The organism is Pseudarthrobacter sp. NPDC058329 (assembly GCF_042879835.1).
Lineage (GTDB): Bacteria > Actinomycetota > Actinomycetes > Actinomycetales > Micrococcaceae > Arthrobacter.
Window position 1 is genome coordinate 93396 of sequence record NZ_JBHVZR010000012.1, and the last position, 16999, is coordinate 110394.

A 16999-nucleotide genomic window follows, 5' to 3' on the forward strand; every position below is an offset into this window, starting at 1 on the left:
TGGCAGCGGCACGTCCTTCAGGTGTGCGGAGTACGGGAACGCCAGTTCCTCAAAGTGCGCTGCGCAATGAGCAAAACCTGTAGAGGGACCAGAGTAAAGTGATCGGTAACACAAGTATGGTGATCGATAACTTTAATGTCAATGGATTTTTATCGATCACATTTATGCGGGCGCGGCTTGGTTTTCCGGGTTGCAAAGTGGGCGCAAAGACGTAATGTGAACGCTAACAAAGAGCCGCCCTTCGTCGTCGTCCGACTGACGTATGGCACGAAAGAGGGAAGCAGTGACTCGTAGGTCCTTCAACAACGGCTGGAATGTCCGGCCCAAAGTCAGTATTTTCGCTGAGGTGTCCGGGCCTGCTGCTGCCGGCGAAGCCGTGACTCTGCCGCACGATGCCATGATGAGTATGGAACGTTCTGCGGCATCCGGCAGTGGCTCGCCCGGCGGCTATTTTCCGGGAGGGGTGGTCGAGTACTCGAAGAGCTTTGACATTTCGGAGAGCCATCGGGGCAAGCGGGTGTCGGTGGAGTTCCAGGGCATTTACCGGGATGCGATGGTGTTCGTGAACGGGGATTTCGCAGGGCAGCGCCCCTACGGATACTCGACCTTTGAGGTGGTTCTGGATCCCTTCCTGAAGTACGGGCAGGAGAACGTGATCCGTGTGGAGGCGCGGGCGCATGAGGACTCGCGCTGGTACAGCGGGCTCGGCATCCACAGGGATGTCTTCCTGACAGTGGCCAACCCGGTACACGTCCCTGGGGACGGGGTTCGGATCACAACGCCGGACATCACCCCCGCGCGGGCCGTCGTCGAAGTGGCCACCACTGTCCGCAACGCCGGCCTGTCAACCACCACCGTCGACGTCGATACGCACCTTCGGGACGCCGGTGGAACCGGGGTAGCAAGCGGCACGGCGCCTGTCACCGTCCGAGCCGGGGAAACCGCCGTCGTCCGCCAGCGCTTCTATGTCCGCACCCCGCGGCTCTGGAGCGTGGATACCCCGCACCTTTACACCGCTGAAACGGCGGTCTGCGATGCCGCTGACGCCGTGGATGAAAAGGCCACATTCTTTGGCATCCGTTCCCTGCAGCTTGACCCCGACGCCGGGCTGCAAATCAACGGTGAATCCGTCAAGCTCCGCGGGGCATGCATCCACCACGACAACGGCATCCTGGGAGCCGCAGCCATCGCCCGGGCCGAGGAACGGCGCATCGAACTCCTCAAAGCAGCCGGGTTCAATTCGATCCGCAGCTCCCACAACCCCATCAGCCAGGCCATGCTGGACGCCTGCGACAAACACGGCATGCTGGTCATGGACGAGACCTTCGACGTCTGGACTGAGGGCAAATCGGCGTTCGACTACTCCCTGAACTTCCCGGAATGGTGGGAACGCGACGTCGAGGCCATGGTGGCCAAGGACTTCAACCACCCCAGCGTGATTTTTTACTCCATCGGCAACGAAATCCCGGAAACCGGCACCGGTCTGGGATCGGGCTGGGGCCGCAGGATCGCGGAGAAGATTCGTTCCCTGGACAGTACCCGCTATGTCACCAACGGCATCAACGGGTTCGTCTCCACCCTCAAGGACGCGTCCGCGGCGTCGGCCGGGCACGACGGAGGCGACGCAGGAGCTCAGGGCGTGAACGACATGATGAACCAGGCCGCCGAGTTCATGAGCCGCATCAGCGCATCCTCGCTGGTGACCGAAAAGACCGCGGAGTCCCACGCAGTCGTCGACGTCGCCGGCCTGAACTACGGCGACAGCCGCTACCTGCTGGACAAGGAACTGTTCCCCAACCGCATCATCGTCGGCACCGAAACCTACCCCGGCCAGATCGCCGCGAACTGGAAACTCGTCACCGGGAATACACACGTGATCGGCGACTACACATGGACCGGCTGGGACTACCTGGGCGAAACCGGCATCGGCCGAGTCCGCTACGCCGGCGACAAAGACTTCGGCGCCCCCTACCCGTGGATCGCGGCCTGGTGCGGGGACATCGACATCACCGGGTACCGGCGCCCGGCTTCGTACTACCGTGAAATTGTCTTCGGGCTCCGCCGCGAGCCTTTCATCGCCGTCCATCGCCCCGAACATCACGGCGCAGAACGTGGCACCGGACAATGGGCGTGGTCTGATTCCATCTCCAGCTGGAGCTGGGACATCGCAGAGGGAAGTCCGGTCACTGTGGAGGTCTACAGCGGCGCGGACGAAGTTGAGCTCCTCCTCAACAGCCGCACCATCGGCAGGGCGCCGGCCGGCCCCGACAACTCCTTCACGGCAGTCTTCGACCTCCACTACCACCGCGGTGAGCTGACCGCCGTCGCGTACTCCCGCGGCGTTGAACAGGCGCGCACCGCCCTGCGCAGCACTGCGGGACCCATCGAGCTGACAGCTGTCCCGGACCGGAACATCATCGTCGCCGATGGTGTCGACCTCAGCTACGTTGCCCTGGAACTCCGCGACGCCGACGGCACGCCCGCCACCCACGTGGAAAGCTGCATCACGGTAACCGTTGAGGGCCCGGCAGTCCTTCAGGCTCTGGGAAGCGCCCGGCCGAATACCGAGGAAACGTACACCGCGGACCAGCACACCACCTTCGACGGCCGCGCCCTGGCCATCGTCCGGCCCACCGGAGAAGGACTCATATCCCTCATCGCCCAGGCTGAGGGATATGAGGCCGTTTCTGTGAGCATCAGTGCCCTGGCAGGAGCGATCGAGGAGGACCTGGCCTTGGTCGCCGCCCCCGGGTAGACGAACGGGAAACTCCGGGTGAACTGCGGTTATTGGATGGCAAAGAGGAACGTCCGACGGCGGGAGCCTCCCGCCGTCGGACGTTCTCTTGGTCTTGGAGCGCGCTCCTGGTGCTAGGAAGCGTTCCGTGCCGACGTTGCAAGGACCGGCTCAGCACTGATCTTCTCGGCGTCGGTAACTTTCAGGTCCGCCTCGAGCATGGAGTTCTTGGAGGGGTCCTTGACCATGATCGAAGCGACAAGGGTGAGTGCGATGCAGGCCGTCACGTACCAGAAGAAGGAGGACTCTATACCGGCCTGCTTCAGTGCGAGGGCGACGGGTTCCGCGGTGCCGCCGAAGGTTGCAGCGACCAGGGCGTGGGGGAGGCCGACACCCAGGGCCCGGACCCGGGTGGGGAACATCTCCGCCTTGACGATCGCGGCGCAGGCTGTGTAGCCGGAGACGAAAACCAGGCCGAGCATCATCATTCCGAAGGCGGCGAAGACGTTGGTGGTTTCGGCGAGGAGGGTCAGGACGGGGACGGTGATGATGGTGCCGCCGATGGAGAAGAAGAGCATGACCTTCCGGCGTCCGATTTTGTCGGACAGGCCGCCGGCGATGGGCTGCAGGAACATAAAGATCAGCAGGGCGAAGAAGCTGATGACGGAGGCGTCTTCCTTGGCGATGCCGGAGGTGTTGACCATGTATTTCTGCATGTAGGTGGTGTAGACGTAGAAGGAGACGGTGCCGCCGATGGCCAGGGCGAACACGGCCGCGAGCTGCTTGGGGTACTGCAGCAGGGCACGAAGGGATCCGACGGGCTTGGTGCCGTTTTCAAGGCCGGCAGCTTCGCGTGCCTTTTCAATCTTGTAGTGCTCGGACTCGTCCATGCTCCGGCGCAGGATCATCACGCCAAGCCCGGCCACGGCGCCGATGATGAACGGTACACGCCAGCCCCACTCGCCCATCTGCTCGGGAGTCAGGACCCGCTGCAGCAGGATCATCACAAGGAGGGCAGAGAGCTGGCCGATGATGATGGACACGTACTGGAAGCTGGAGAAGAACCCGCGCTTGCCGGGTGTGGCCACCTCTGACAGGTACGTGGCGCTGGACCCGAATTCGCCGCCAACGCTGAGGCCCTGGAGGAGCCGTGCCACAACGAGGATGATCGGGGCCATGATCCCGATCGTCTCGAACGACGGCGTGAGGCCGATGGCCAGCGATCCTGCGCTCATCAGCAGCACGGAAACGGCGAGGGCATTGCGGCGGCCGTGCCGGTCAGCGTACATGCCCAGGATCCAGCCGCCCAGGGGCCGCATCAGGAATCCGACGGCGAAGACGGCGGCCGTGGAGAGCAGCTGCACCGTCGCGTTGCCTGCCGGGAAGAATTCGGCGGCGAAGTAGATGCTGAACGAGGCGTAGACGAACCAGTCGTACCATTCGATCAGGTTGCCCAGGCATCCCTTGACCACATTGCTGACCACCGCGGCTTTGCCGCCGGCACCGAAGCTTGTTGCGTGTTCATTTGAACTCCCTTGTTCTTGGCCGGTGCCGCCGGCGTTCTGCTGCCGTTGGCCTCGTGTTCGGGTCTTGCGCCCTGGAACTAGTTCAAATGTGTCTCACATCACCGCCCGCGGAAATAGAAACGGTGAATTCTTAGGACTCCCTTAGGGTTGTTGTGACGGGGGCTACACCCGGGCGAGTCCCTGTGCCTTGCCAGGGGCTTCGTCGGACTTTTCGGATTCCGCCACGCGATCATCGAAGTGGGCCGCGAGCAGCTCACCGGAGTGCATGATGTGCTCTTCCATTTCCTGCCGGGCGGTATCAGCGTCCTTGGAGCGGATAGCCTCCAGGAGTTTGGAATGGTCATCAACAGTGGCTTGGGGCCAGCCCTGGATGTTCGAGTAGAAGCGGCGGGGCACGTAGCGGGTCACCAGGCCCATCACCCAGATGATTTTTCGGGAATCGGCGAGGAGGTTGATCTCACGGTGGAAAGCGTGGTTCTTTTCCTCAAGGACAACTTCGTCGCGCCGGGCCGCAGCGGCGATCAGCTCGTGATGAAGGGCCTCGAGTTCGGCGATATCGCTGTCTGACGCGTTCAATGTAGCCCGGGCTGCCAATTCACCGCCGATCAGGGCCTGGACCCGGAAGATATCGCGGATGTCCTTCCCTGTCAGCGGCGCCACCTGGAAGCCCTTGCGGGGGACGAGTTCCAGGAACCCCTCCACGCGCAGGGACTGCAGCGCTTCCCGGACCGGAGTTGTGGAGATCTGCAGGGCTTCACCCAGGACCTCCGGCCGCACTTGGGTGCCGGGCCGGAGGCTCCCGGACATGATCAGGGCGCGGATGTAGGAGGACGCTTCATCGCTCAGTTGCGGGCGAACTCGTTTGCGCTCAGTCATGGTTCTTTCTTTCTCTGGTCTGTTGTATCCAAATTACGGCATCCATGACGGCTATCGGTGGTGGCCGCGGTAGGCTGCGGCTGCCCCGGGATGCAGCGGAACCCCAGAGGTATAGATCAGCGAACGGGTGTCCAGGTACTGCACACCCACGGTTCCCGGGGGAACGAGCTCGGCGGACCTGTTGATGAGGACATCAACGATCTTGCCCACAACGTCGTCAGGCAGGTCTGCCCGGGCCAGCAGGAGACTGGCGATGCCGATGGAACCGACCTCCTCCCTCGCGCCATAGAGGCCGATGGGCAGCCGGACCTGCTGGTACACCGCCCCGTATTCCGCTTGCAGGGCCGGCAGGTAACCCGACAGGTCGATCAGGCGGATTCCGCTGGCCGGGCCGCGCCCGCTGCTGATGTCCACTGCCGGGTGCGGGACGCCGCCGGCGAACAAAGCGGCTTCCACTTCGCCGCTGGCCAGTGCCTCCAGGACTGCCGTGATGGGAACCGCCCGAACCTCCACATCGGATTCGCTGAGGCCGCCCGCCTGAAGCAGCAGGCCGCCTGCCCGGGTGGTCGCCGAGCTGGCGCCCAGGCTGATGGTGCGTCCGCGCAGGTCGTCCAGTATGCGGATGGGGGAATCGGCCGGGACTGCGAGCTGGAGGTAGTTCAGGTAGACCCGGCCAACAGCCCGCAGGTTGTCCCGTTCTGTCGCGGCCACATCGGCCAGGGCCAGCGCAAGATCAAGCCGGCCGGCAATGATGTCCGGTATGTTCTCGACCGACCCGCCCGTTATAAGTGGATTAAGGGTGAACCCCGCATCTGAACGGGCGACGGCGGCCGTCAGTGATTGCCCGAAGTCGAAGAAGAAGCCCCGGTTCTCGGCGGTGCCAAGGCTATACGTGCGCGCATCCTGCCGGCAGCCGTTGAGAGTCATACCCGCGGCGACCGTCGCGATGCCGGCGAGCAACCGCCGTCGGGACACCAGGGGATGGGCACCTGGTTGGGGTGTCATCTCCTCGCCTCCTCACCGGCGGGGGCCGCGAAGGACATCACGAAAGTCAGGCCGCCACCCGGCGTTTCCCGGATGACCAGCTCGCCGCCGTTGCTTTCCACGAGGGCCTCCACGATGGACAGGCCCAGGCCGGTGCCCGCGGGACGCTCACCGGCTTCGGGAGCGCTGCCGCGGTAGAACCTTCGGGTAATAAGCTCCAGCTCCTTGGGGTTCACTCCCGCTCCGTTGTCGGACACGGTGACCTCCGTCTGCCAGCCTGCGTCCTTGCCGGGAACCGGTCTTTTGACCGTCGAAATTTGAACTGTGGTTCCGGGGCCCGCGTACTTGCAGGCGTTGTCGAAGAGCACGTCCAGGATTTGTTCCAGGTCACCTGTCCCAATGCGTGCTTCCACGTCGTCGGAGTCCTCCTCGACGCGGAACTCGATACCGGATGCTGCGGCCGTGTCGTGCCAGAAGTCGGCCCTTTCGACGGCAACCAGGCGGGGCGTGCAGGAGGCGTCCTCCGTACTTTTGGTCCGGCGCACTTCAGCAACGGACAAGGCCAACAGGTCATCGAGGATCTCTTCAAGGCGGACAGCCTCGCCGATGGCGCGCTCGTGGCTTGTCTTGCCTTCCGGCTGCACCCGGGGGCCCAGTGTGTCCAGCCGCAGTTGCAATGCTGCAAGTGGGTTCCGGAGCTGGTGGGCGGTGTCGGCCACCAGCCTGCGCTGCGCCTCCGCCGACGTGTGGACTGCGCTGTCCATCGTCTCGAAAGCGGCCGAGAGCGCGCGCAACTCCGGCGGCCCCGTCCTGCCCGCTGCCGGCGGAGCATCCGTGGTCCCGCTGCCGAGCGCCACAAAGGGAAGGCTCTTTGTCAACAGCTGCATTCGGGCACTTACTTCCTCGAGCGGCCGAAGCACCCATCGGCTGACCCACAGTGCGAGGACGCCAAATCCGATCACCGCTGCCAGCGAGCCTGCGGTGATGATTGCCCAAGCCAGCAGGATGTGGTTGCGCGCGGATGCTGTGGAAGCGACGATTACCACCGCCCCGTTAACTTGCGCGCCTGTTCCGATGGGTTTGGCAAAGACAACCGTGCCAGGGCTCCACGGAGTCAGCAGCTCGACTGCGGAAGACCGTTCGTTCCTGAGGGCACGTTCGGTGGCGGACGAAACAGCGGGATCATCCAGGTTTGTTCCCACAGCGTGTGGCGCCGCGCCCCTGGTTGAGACCACAGCCAATGCTTCCCCGTAAAGGGCGTGGTAAGCACCCGCTTCTTCAAAGAGGAGCCCGGGGCTTCCATTCCTGGCATAACCGTCAGCAAGGTCCGCGAAGCGCTGAAGGTCCGCGTCCCGGCTGAGGACAAACTCCCGGGTCCGCGCATCAGCTGTCGAGACCGCCAGCGGGACGGCAAAGGCTGCGACGACGACGGCTCCCAGGATCGCCAGGACCAGGAGGAGGCGGCTACGCAAGCGCTAGCCGATCCAGCGGTAGCCGAAGCCCCGGATCGTTTCGATCCGGGGCGGCCGGCCGAGCTTGGCCCGGAGTGCCGTCATGTGGACATCCAGGGACTTCGATACCGACACAAACGCATCGCCCCAGACCTGGTCCATCAACTGCTGACGGCTGACCGCAGTTCCCGGATTGTCCACCAGCGCGGCGAGCAGTTCGAATTCCTTGGTGGTCAACGGGACGGGTGTGCCCGCCACCGTAAGTTCCCGCGCGGCAAGGTCAACAGCCAGGTCTCCGAACCGGCGGACCGTCGATGTGGATTCCCGGGCCCGGATTGAACGCCGGCGGATGGCTTCAATCCGGGCGAGCAGCTCGGTCATCCGGGCAGGCTTGACCAGGTAGTCGTCAGCCCCGTTTCGCAGGCCCCGGACCACGGAGCGTTCGTCGTCGCGGGCGGTGAGGATGATGACCGGAACGGCTGAGACCTGCCGGAGGTTGCGCAGGACCTCGATTCCGTCCATGTCCGGCAGGCCCAGGTCAAGAAGGACAAGGTCGAATTCCGGGTGTCGCGTCAGGACATCGCCGCCGCGGGACATACGTGCCGCGGCGATGCGGTTGGCCGCCAGCGCATCCATCAGGGCGCCGGCAACACCGTCATCATCCTCGACGACTCCAATGCGCATCCCCTTGATTCCTCTCAATAGCGTGGGCGGTGCAGGCAAGCCTGCACCGCCCACGCGCCTGTCCGTTACTCTAGGCCCCGCTTCAGCTGATTCGGTAGTCCACTTCCCCGGCCCGGGCTGCCGTAGCGAGAAGCCGCTCCTGCGCCACCTTGTGCTGCGCCGAGTACCCTTCGGCGGGGGACGCCGCTTCCGGCCTGCCGACGTAACCCAGTGAGAACTTGCCCAGTCCCAGCTTCAGCAGCTTGGGAAGCACGTAGGTCCAGGCGCCCATGTTCTCCGGCTCCTCCTGGACCCAGACAATTTCCTCCAGGTTGGACGCGGCAGCCACTTCCCGCAGGATCTCCTCCTGCGGGAAGGGGTAAAGGCCTTCGATCCGCAGGAGCCGCACGCCCTCGCCGAGGCGGTCCTTGATTTCCACCCCCACCTTGCCGGAGCACAGCAGCAGCCGGCGCGTCTGGTCGCTGGCGGCGCCGTCGGCAATGACAGACCTGAAGCGGACGGGTGCGAAGTCCGCCACCGGCGACTTCGCCGACTCTGCCCGGAGGAGCGACTTCGGCGTGAAGATGACATGCGGACGCGGGTCATCCGAGGCTGCTGCTCCAACGAGGGCAGCGAAGTACTGGGCAGCGGTGGTGGGGATCATGATGCGTGAGTTGTCCTTGGCCGCGAGCTGGAGGAAACGCTCCAACCTGGCCGAGGAGTGCTCGGGTCCGGCGCCCTCCCAGCCGTGGGGCAGGAGAATGACGAGCCTGCTGTCACGGCCCCATTTGTCGTGGCCGGCCATAATGAACTGGTCAAACATTACCTGGGCGACGTTGACGAAGTCACCGAACTGCGCCTCCCAGATCTGCAGGGAGTCCGTGTTCGTCCTGCCATAGCCGTACTCGAAACCGACAGTCGCTACCTCGGTCAGCGGTGTGTTGGCTACGAGGAACGGGGCTTTGTCGAAGGCCAGCCGCTCGGCCTTGTCGCCGGTAGCGGCATCGTGGACCACGATGTGCCGGTGGCTGAAGGTTCCGCGCTCAACGTCCTCGCCCGTAAGCCGGACAGGCACGCCGGCTTCGTTAATCAGCTTCAGGGCCAGCAGTTCTGCCTGCCCCCAGTCAACCATCGCGTCCTGGGCGCGGGTGGACCGCCGTTTGGAGAATTGGCGCATCAGCTTCGGGTGGATCGCGAAACCGTCGCGGTCCTGTTCCGCCAGGTCCAGTACCTGTAGTGCCCAGTCAGCCGGTGCGGTTTCCAAGGCAGCCCGCACTGACGGGCGCGGGGACAGCTCCTGGTTGACCACAGTCTCCAGGTCGAAGGTCCTGGCCTTTTCCAGTGCCTGGACCAGGGCAGTCCGCGCCGCAGTCTTGGTGGTTTCCACGTAATCAGCCGGGACCAGGCCGGAAGCCTCGAGCCGGGCGGCGTAGATCTCGTGCACTGGCGGGTGCTCGTCGATATCGGCGTAGTAGACAGGCTGCGTATAGCGCGGCTCGTCCGTTTCGTTGTGCCCATGCCGGCGGTAACCCAGCACGTGGATGATGATGTCCTTGCCGAAGCGCTCGCGGTAGTCGAAGGCAATCCTGGCGGCCACCAGGTTGGCGTCGATGTCGTCTGCATCGGTGTGGATGACAGGCACGTCGAAACCCTTGACGACGTCGGAGGGCCACAGTGTGGAGCGCAGCTGGAACGGCGTGGCCGTGAAACCGAGGCGGTTGTCCTGAACGATGTGGATGCTGCCGCCCACGTCATACGGTGCCAGGTTCTGCAGGTTCAGCGTCTCGTACACCACGCCCTGGCCGGTGAACGCAGCGTCGCCGTGAAGGAGGACCGGAAGGACACGGCGCCGGGCCTGTTCCCTGCTTTCTCCGTCTGCAACAAGCCGGTCCTGCTTGGCCCGGACTGCACCAAGCGCAACCGGTGACACAAACTCCAGGTGGCTGGGGTTCTGTTCGAGCGTGACGTTGATGGACGCGCCGTCCACGTCGTCGAACCTGCCTTCGCCGCCGAGGTGCTGGCGGACGTCGCCCACGGGGGCCTTGGCTGTGGCACGCGCCGTGGGCAGGAACTCGGCAAGGATACGCTCAGCCGGCCAGTTCAGGACGTGGGCCATAATGCTCAGGCGGCCGCGGTGGGCCATGCCCAGGACGGCATCCGTATAGCCCGCCTCCGCCGCGTGGCCGGTCATTTCCGCGAGGGCGAGGACTGTCGCTTCAAGGCCTTGGACTGACAGCGTTTTCTGGCCAAGGAACTGGGTCTGGAGATACGCCTCGAAGACATCGAGCTCGGTGGCAAGCCGCAGCGCCTGAAGGCGGCGGGAGGAAGCGGGCGACGGCGTCCCATTGCGGAGGAGCTCGGCAAGCCACTGCCGGGACTCAGGGTCAGAGAGATGGCTGTACTCCACTTCGACGCCCTCGGGAAGCCAGGATCCCTCGTCGCGTGCACGCACGGGTTCCAGCCTGGCGACGGCGGTGCTTGCAGAGCTTTCGTACTCGGCCAACCTGATGTCATCGTGTTCCGACCCTGGCTGGGCGGGAAGATCCAGCAGCACATCAGCGGCAGGTGTACCGCGGAGTTCATCCTCAAGTTCCGCGAGGAATTCCGCCGACCGCAACAGCTTCTCGACGGTCCCCAGGAAGAGTCCGGAGTCTGCCCCTTGGATGGCGCGGTGGTCGTAGGTTGAGGACAGGGTGAGTACGGGATCGACATGCTGGGTGCGGGCCAGCGTCTCCAGCCCGGCAGGGATGCCGATGGCCCCTGCTGCCACGATGATTCCCGGGCCTGCCGGCAGCAGGGGGACGCCGGTGGTGGATCCGAACCGGCCGGTGCTTGTCAGGATCAGAGTTGCGCCCCGGAGGTCTGATACGGCGACGGTCCCGGCCCGGCATGCCTGCGACAGCTCACCGAGGCGGCCGACGAAGGCGGGGAAGGAAAGGCTCGCGGCGTCACGGATCACGGGGACCATGATCGAGTGGCCGGCCGGCGTCTCAACATCCACGGCGACGCCGAGGTTCACTGTTGCTTCTTCGACCATGACCAGGTCCTTGTCTGCAGCCTCGATCCTGCGACGCACTGCCGGCACCGGGCCCTGGGCTGCCTTCGCCATTGCTGTGGCCAGGACGGCTGCTATGGGGACATTGAAGCCTTCGGCCCGCAGCCGTTCGCGCCACTGCATCAACGCGGACACCTCGAATGTCCGGATGGTTGACGCGGTAGGGACCGCCAGGCTGGCCTCCATATTCCGGGCCATCGCTGCTGAGCGCCCACGGAGCGGGCGTCGGATATCAACGCCTGCTGCGCTGCCGGTATTGGAGCCGGACTCGGCGGGGTTTGAATCAGGGGTGGTTGCGTTGAGCATCATCGTCATCTTTCGCAGTTCACGGGTGTCAGGTGCCAGGCCGGCGTTGACTGCGTCGGCACCCTAACGGATTCATTCCATCGTCCACGTTATGGAAGATGGCTACCAATACTTTCCTGTGATGGACATATGTCATAGGTTGATCGGGAGACTTGCAGCTGGTCAGATGGCCAACGAAAGGCTTCAGGGCGGAGAAAAACCATGGAGATGCGGCAACTCCAAGCACTGCTGGCTGTGGCTGACACAGGAAGTGTCACGCGGGCCGCGGAACTCCTGCACGTCGTGCAACCTGCCGTCACACGGCAAATCCACAACCTGGAAACCGAGCTTGGAGCAACACTCTTTGACCGCAGCAGGGCAGGGATGCGCCCCACGGAGGTCGGCATCCAGGTCATCGAACGCGCCCGAAGGGCCCTCAGTGAGCTGGACCGTGCGCGGGAGGAGGCCCGTTCCTCGGGGGCCGGCCTGTATGGAATCGTCACTGTGGGTCTTCTGGCAAGCACCGCCGCATTGCTTGCGGTGCCCCTGGTTTTGGCAGTAACGGAACGGCACCCCGGCGTCCGGCTCAGGGTGGTCACCGGGTACGGGGGCCACCTCAGCCGCTGGCTTGAGGCCGGGGACGTGGACATTGCCCTCACCTACAACCAGCCGCCGGCAGCCGCCCTGGATGTGAAACCGCTGCTGGAGGAGGACCTTTGGGCCGTGGCACCACCAGGGGCTGGCCACGTCGGTGTTGAAGGTGTGGACTTCCGCGAGTTGTTGAAGCGGCCCCTGGTGATGCCGAGTTCGCCGCACGCCATCCGCTCGCTCGTTGAAGGAGTCGCGGCGCGAGTGGGGCTCTCGCTGGACATTGCCGTGGAAACAAATGATGCAGGTGTCCAGAAGCAGCTCGTGCAGGGCGGTGTTGGGTGGACGGTGCTGCCGGGCATTATGGTGGCGGATGAAGCGGCGGGTGGCACGCTGAACGCGGCTCCCATCATCGATCCAGTAATCCCGCGAAGGATCGTGCTGGCCAAGCCCACCAGCGTCCGCTCCACGAGTGCTGTCCGGATGGTCGCCGAGCTCCTTGAGGAGACTGTTCTTGGCCTGATTGATGCCGGAAGGTGGCCGTCCGCCCGCCTCATCCCATAGCCCGCTGCCCTGTGCGGCCATGCGTGCCTAGTAGGAACGCGGCAGGCCCAGCACTTTGGTGGCAACGAACGACTTGATCATGTTGTTGTTGACGGGAGCCACCTGGAACATGCGTGTTTCGCGGAACTTCCGCTCGACGTCGTACTCGTCCACAAAGCCATAGCCGCCATGGGTGTCCAGGCACGCATTGGCGGCGGCCCAGCTTGCCTCGGACGCGAGGTGCTTGGCCATGTTGGCCTCGGCACCGCAGGGTTCGCCGGCGTCGAAGAGCCGTGCTGCCTCATAGCGCATCATGTCAGCTGCCCGTACCTTCATGTAGGCGTCCGTGATGGGGAACTGCACGCCCTGGTTGGTGCCGATGGTGCGGCCGAAGACGCTGCGGCTGTTGGCGTACTCGACGGCCCGGGTGGTGAACCAGTAGCCGTCCCCCACTGCCTCGGATGCGAGGAGGATGCGTTCGGCGTTCCAGCCGTCGATGACGTAGCGGAAGCCCTTGCCAACTTCGCCGATGACAGCCGACGCCGGCACGCGCATGCCGTGGTAGTGGATCTGGTTGGTGGCGTAGTTGAACATCGTGCGCACCTTGACCACCTCGAGGGTCTCCGGCTGTTCGGCACGCACCTGGCGCAGGTCCACGAGGAAGAGAGTCAGGCCGTGGGTCTTGTCGGTGCCTTTGCCCTCGGGCTTCCCGGATGTGCGGGCCAGGACAAAGAGAAGGTCTGATTCGTCGATCCGACTGGTCCAGCTCTTGTGGCCGGTGATCACATAGTCGTCCCCGTCCTTGACCGCAGCGGTTTTGATGCTGGTGGTGTCCGAACCGGCAGCATCCTCGGTGATGGAGAACGCCTGCAGGCGGAGGTCCCCCGAAGCAATTGCCGGAAGGTAGGCGTCCTTCTGCTGCTCGTTGCCGTGCCGAAGAAGGGCACCCATGGTGTACATCTGCGCGTGGCACGCAGCGGAGTGGCCGCCGGACTTGTTGATCTCCTCCATAATCACGCTGGCCTCGGTAAGGCCGACACCAAGGCCGCCGTACTCGGTGGGGATCAGCGCTGCCAGGAGCCCTTCCTTGGTCAGCTTGTCCACGAACTCCTGCGGGTACCGGCGGTTGCGGTCTGTTTCACGCCAGTACTCGTCCGGGAAGAGGGTGCAGAGGGCGCGGGTCTTTTCCCGCAGTTGCTCAACAGTGGTTTCAAGTGTCATTGGGTGCTCCTTGGGGTGGATGGCTAGGTCGTCGTTGGTAGCCCGGATTCCAGAATACAAAATATATTGTGGCTTCGACAAGGGGTTTTGGAGATTTCTTGGTGAAGAGATCCCTGGTAGGAACCTTGACATATGGGGCGTGCGGCGGGAATCCTTGGTCTAGTACAAAATATATTTGCGATGCTGACGTCGTAAAGCTGGTCGAAGGAGACAACTCATGACTGAAACCAAGCCGCAACCCCCTGCGGGCCACACCCGCCTAGTGCCGGGGTGGACCGGCCGGCTCTTTGAAGACTTCACGGTAGGGGACCTCTATTACCACCCGTTCGGCAAGACCGTCACGGAAGCTGACAACCACAGCTTCACCCTGATGACGCAGAACGTCGCCAAGACGCATGTCGACAGGAACTTCGCCAAGGCCACCGAGTTTGGCTTGCCCTTGGTCAACTCGACGCTGACGCTGGCGCTCGTCACCGGACAATCCACCATTGACCTCTCCATGAACGTTTTTGCCAACATGGGCTGGGATGAGGTCCGGATGCCCAACCCTGTCTTCGAGGGTGACACCATCTATTCCCGGTCCAAGGTGCTGGCTGTCAGGGAGTCAAAGTCCCGGCCCAACCTGGGCCTCGTGACCGTGGCCACCGAGGGTTACAACCAGGACGGCAAGATCGTCATCAGCTACCGGCGCACCTTTATGGTGTACCGGCAGGGCCATCTTCCCGGCGTCGAGTCCGCACGCCCGGACGAGTCCACGCTGCCGGCTGCGGAGGACTTCCAGTGACGGCGCCGGAGGCCACAGCGGCAGCAGGGCTGACGGCTGAGGTGACCGGCCAGGAGATGGTTTCCGCGGCCGTCACCGTTCTATTTGTCCCCGGTGACCGTCCCGAGAGGTTTGCCAAGGCCGCCGGCTCGGGCGCCGACGTCGTCATCATTGACCTGGAAGACGCGGTAGCGGCGGCGGACAAGCCACTGGCTTTGGCGTCAACAGTGGACGCGTTGGCGCGCGGCGGCGTGCGTGCCCTGGTCCGGGTGAATCCGGTGGACTCGCCTACCTTCAGTGCCGAGGTCGCGGCGCTGCTGGCGCTCACCGGGTTGCAGCACCACGGCCTGTTGGGACTTGTGGTTCCCAAGGCCGAGGAGCCCGCTGCGCTCGCCGGGCTCGGCGCCTCACTCCCGGCGGACCTTGCCCTGGTGCCGCTGGTCGAATCGGCGCTGGGCCTCATCAACGCCCTGGCCCTGGCACAGGTTCCTGGCGTGACCCGGCTCGCGTTCGGCGCCATCGATTTCTCCCTCGACGTCAATGCCAACAGCGGTGACCGCTTCCTTGACCACGCGCGTTCAGGGCTGGTCCTTGCCTCGAGAGCCGCGGGCATCGCGGCGCCGCTGGATACACCCTCTACGGAGATCCGGAACGAGGACACTGTTGCGGCTTCGGCAAGGCTCGCCCGCGATTTCGGGTTCGGCGGAAAGCTGTGCATCCACCCTGCCCAGATTGCTGCCGTGACCACGGCGTTCCTGCCAACGGAGTCAGAGATCGAGTGGGCCCGCCTGGTGATCGGTGCCGAAGGTGGCGCCGCGCAGGTGGACGGGCAAATGATCGACCGGCCCGTGACAGAACGCGCCAGGCGGATCCTGCAGCAGGTACGGGGTGGGGCCAATGGCTAAGCTCCCGCTGGAAGGCCTCACCGTCGTCTCACTGGAACAGGCGGTGGCAGCGCCCTTCGCAACCCGCCAACTGGCGGACCTTGGCGCGCGCGTCATCAAGGTGGAACGCGACACCGGTGACTTCGCGCGCGGCTATGACCGCAAGGTCCACGGGATGTCCAGCTACTTCGTGTGGTTGAACCGCGGCAAGGAAAGCATCGTCCTGGACCTTAAGTCCGTTGAGGGGATGCGGGCGCTCAAGGAACTCGTGTCCCGCGCCGACGTGCTGGTCCAGAATCTGGCCCCGGGTGCCGTTGAACGGCTGGGACTGGGTCCGGACGATGCCCTGGCGCTGAACCCGAAGCTGGTCCACGTCTCAATTTCCGGCTATGGACGGGGCGGTTCCCACGAACAGAAGAAGGCGTACGACCTCCTCATTCAATGCGAGGCCGGGCTGCTCAGCGTCACCGGTAAGCCGGATGCCCCGGCCAAGGTGGGGGTGTCCATCGCGGATATCGCTGCTGGCATGTACGCCTACACGGGTGTCCTGACCTCCCTGCTGCACCGGGCCACCACCGGCCGCGGCGACGTGGTGGAGATATCCATGCTGGAGGCCCTGGGTGAATGGATGAGCCAACCGTACTTCTACGCGGAGTACGGCGGTGCTCCTCCGGTCAGCAGTGGGGCGCAGCACGCGAGCATCGCACCGTACGGTCCGTTTGCCACGGCCGACGGCACCGTGTTCTTCGGCATCCAGAACGAGCGGGAATGGGCGGCCTTCTGCGCCGAGGTCCTGGCCCAGCCGGGGTTGTCGGCGGACCCGCGTTTCAGCACCAACACCCTGCGGGTGGAAAACCGCCCCGAGCTGCATGCTGCGATTGATGCTGTGCTTGGGGGACAGGCTACGGACGACGCCGTCGCCCGGCTCGATGCCGCAAATATCGCCAATGCGCAACTCCGGGACATGCATGGCTTTTCGGCGCACCCCCAACTTGTCGATCGGAACCGCTGGCGCGACGTCGAATCCCCGGTAGGGCCGGTGCGCAGCCTGATTCCCCCCGTTACTTCCCGCGAGGCCGGGTTCCGTATGGGGCCTGTCCCTGGGATCGGTGAGCATACGGCGCAGATCCTTGCCGAACTTGAGGAATCGCCGGAGGACGCCTCAGGCGTGCGGCGCCCGGCATGAGCCCGACCTTCCCCGTTGCCCCGGCCGGGGACAGGGAGGATTGGGCCCAGTTGGTGGGCGGCATCGTTGAGGTACGGCTGAATGGCAGCCTTGTCCGCGTGGGCAAGGTGAGCCAGGCCTCCGCCGATTCCACCATCCTCTGGATCGAAGCTGACGCTGTGGAACCAAGGGCGCTTTTCGCGAAGTCGTCCGGGTACCGGGTGCGGCCGCATTACGGCATGTTCTAGCGCTGTCCGGAAG

General features: G+C 64.4%; 13 protein-coding genes. 6 read left to right on the forward strand and 7 right to left on the reverse strand.

Going from position 1 to position 16999, the window contains the following annotated elements:
* Positions 1 to 283: 283 nt before the first annotated feature.
* Positions 284 to 2755 carry a glycoside hydrolase family 2 TIM barrel-domain containing protein gene (locus ACFVYC_RS15535; protein ID WP_387551798.1) on the forward strand — a complete coding sequence of 824 codons (2472 nt, stop codon included), beginning with the start codon at positions 284 to 286 and terminating at the stop codon, positions 2753 to 2755.
* 113 nt (positions 2756 to 2868) lie between these two features.
* Here ACFVYC_RS15535 and ACFVYC_RS15540 read toward each other — a convergent pair whose 3' ends face one another.
* From ACFVYC_RS15540 to ACFVYC_RS15565, 6 genes are all read right to left on the reverse strand, one after another.
* A complete protein-coding gene (locus ACFVYC_RS15540; protein WP_387551801.1) occupies positions 2869 to 4218 on the reverse strand; it encodes an MFS transporter in 1350 nt (449 codons plus the stop codon).
* Positions 4219 to 4422: 204 nt separating this feature from the next.
* Positions 4423 to 5136 (reverse strand): GntR family transcriptional regulator, encoded by a 714-nt coding sequence (locus ACFVYC_RS15545; protein WP_387551804.1) that lies wholly within the window; start codon positions 5134 to 5136, stop codon positions 4423 to 4425.
* Positions 5137 to 5187: 51 nt separating this feature from the next.
* Entirely contained in the window at positions 5188 to 6141 is a 954-nt protein-coding gene (locus ACFVYC_RS15550) for a TAXI family TRAP transporter solute-binding subunit (RefSeq protein ID WP_387551806.1), read from the reverse strand.
* Entirely contained in the window at positions 6138 to 7592 is a 1455-nt protein-coding gene (locus tag ACFVYC_RS15555; protein WP_387551807.1) for a sensor histidine kinase, read from the reverse strand. Before ACFVYC_RS15555 ends, ACFVYC_RS15550 begins: the two co-directional genes overlap by 4 nt.
* 3 nt (positions 7593 to 7595) lie before the next feature.
* Complete coding sequence (locus tag ACFVYC_RS15560; RefSeq protein WP_387551810.1) at positions 7596 to 8255, reverse strand: response regulator transcription factor; 660 nt, start codon at positions 8253 to 8255, stop codon at positions 7596 to 7598.
* Positions 8256 to 8337: 82 nt separating this feature from the next.
* Entirely contained in the window at positions 8338 to 11598 is a 3261-nt protein-coding gene (locus ACFVYC_RS15565) for a 2-oxoglutarate dehydrogenase E1 component (RefSeq protein WP_387551811.1), read from the reverse strand.
* A gap of 204 nt (positions 11599 to 11802) precedes the next feature.
* On the opposite strand from ACFVYC_RS15565, the gene ACFVYC_RS15570 reads away from it, so the two are divergent.
* A complete protein-coding gene (locus tag ACFVYC_RS15570) occupies positions 11803 to 12726 on the forward strand; it encodes a LysR family transcriptional regulator (protein WP_387551814.1) in 924 nt (307 codons plus the stop codon).
* 27 nt (positions 12727 to 12753) lie between these two features.
* Here ACFVYC_RS15570 and ACFVYC_RS15575 read toward each other — a convergent pair whose 3' ends face one another.
* Positions 12754 to 13926 (reverse strand): acyl-CoA dehydrogenase family protein, encoded by a 1173-nt coding sequence (locus tag ACFVYC_RS15575; protein WP_387551817.1) that lies wholly within the window; start codon positions 13924 to 13926, stop codon positions 12754 to 12756.
* A gap of 217 nt (positions 13927 to 14143) precedes the next feature.
* Between ACFVYC_RS15575 and ACFVYC_RS15580 the strand changes: the two genes are divergently transcribed.
* From ACFVYC_RS15580 to ACFVYC_RS15595, 4 genes are read left to right on the forward strand one after another with little or no spacing between them, the layout of a single operon-like run.
* Entirely contained in the window at positions 14144 to 14710 is a 567-nt protein-coding gene (locus tag ACFVYC_RS15580) for a MaoC family dehydratase (protein WP_387551820.1), read from the forward strand.
* On the forward strand, positions 14707 to 15594 hold the full coding sequence (locus ACFVYC_RS15585; RefSeq protein ID WP_387551823.1) for an HpcH/HpaI aldolase/citrate lyase family protein: 888 nt from the start codon (positions 14707 to 14709) through the stop codon (positions 15592 to 15594). Before ACFVYC_RS15580 ends, ACFVYC_RS15585 begins: the two co-directional genes overlap by 4 nt.
* Positions 15587 to 16759, forward strand: coding sequence for a CaiB/BaiF CoA transferase family protein (locus ACFVYC_RS15590; protein ID WP_387551826.1), 1173 nt, complete (start codon positions 15587 to 15589; stop codon positions 16757 to 16759). Before ACFVYC_RS15585 ends, ACFVYC_RS15590 begins: the two co-directional genes overlap by 8 nt.
* Positions 16756 to 16986 (forward strand): hypothetical protein, encoded by a 231-nt coding sequence (locus ACFVYC_RS15595; protein WP_387551829.1) that lies wholly within the window; start codon positions 16756 to 16758, stop codon positions 16984 to 16986. The genes ACFVYC_RS15590 and ACFVYC_RS15595 overlap by 4 nt, the downstream gene beginning before the upstream one ends.
* Positions 16987 to 16999: the final 13 nt, after the last annotated feature.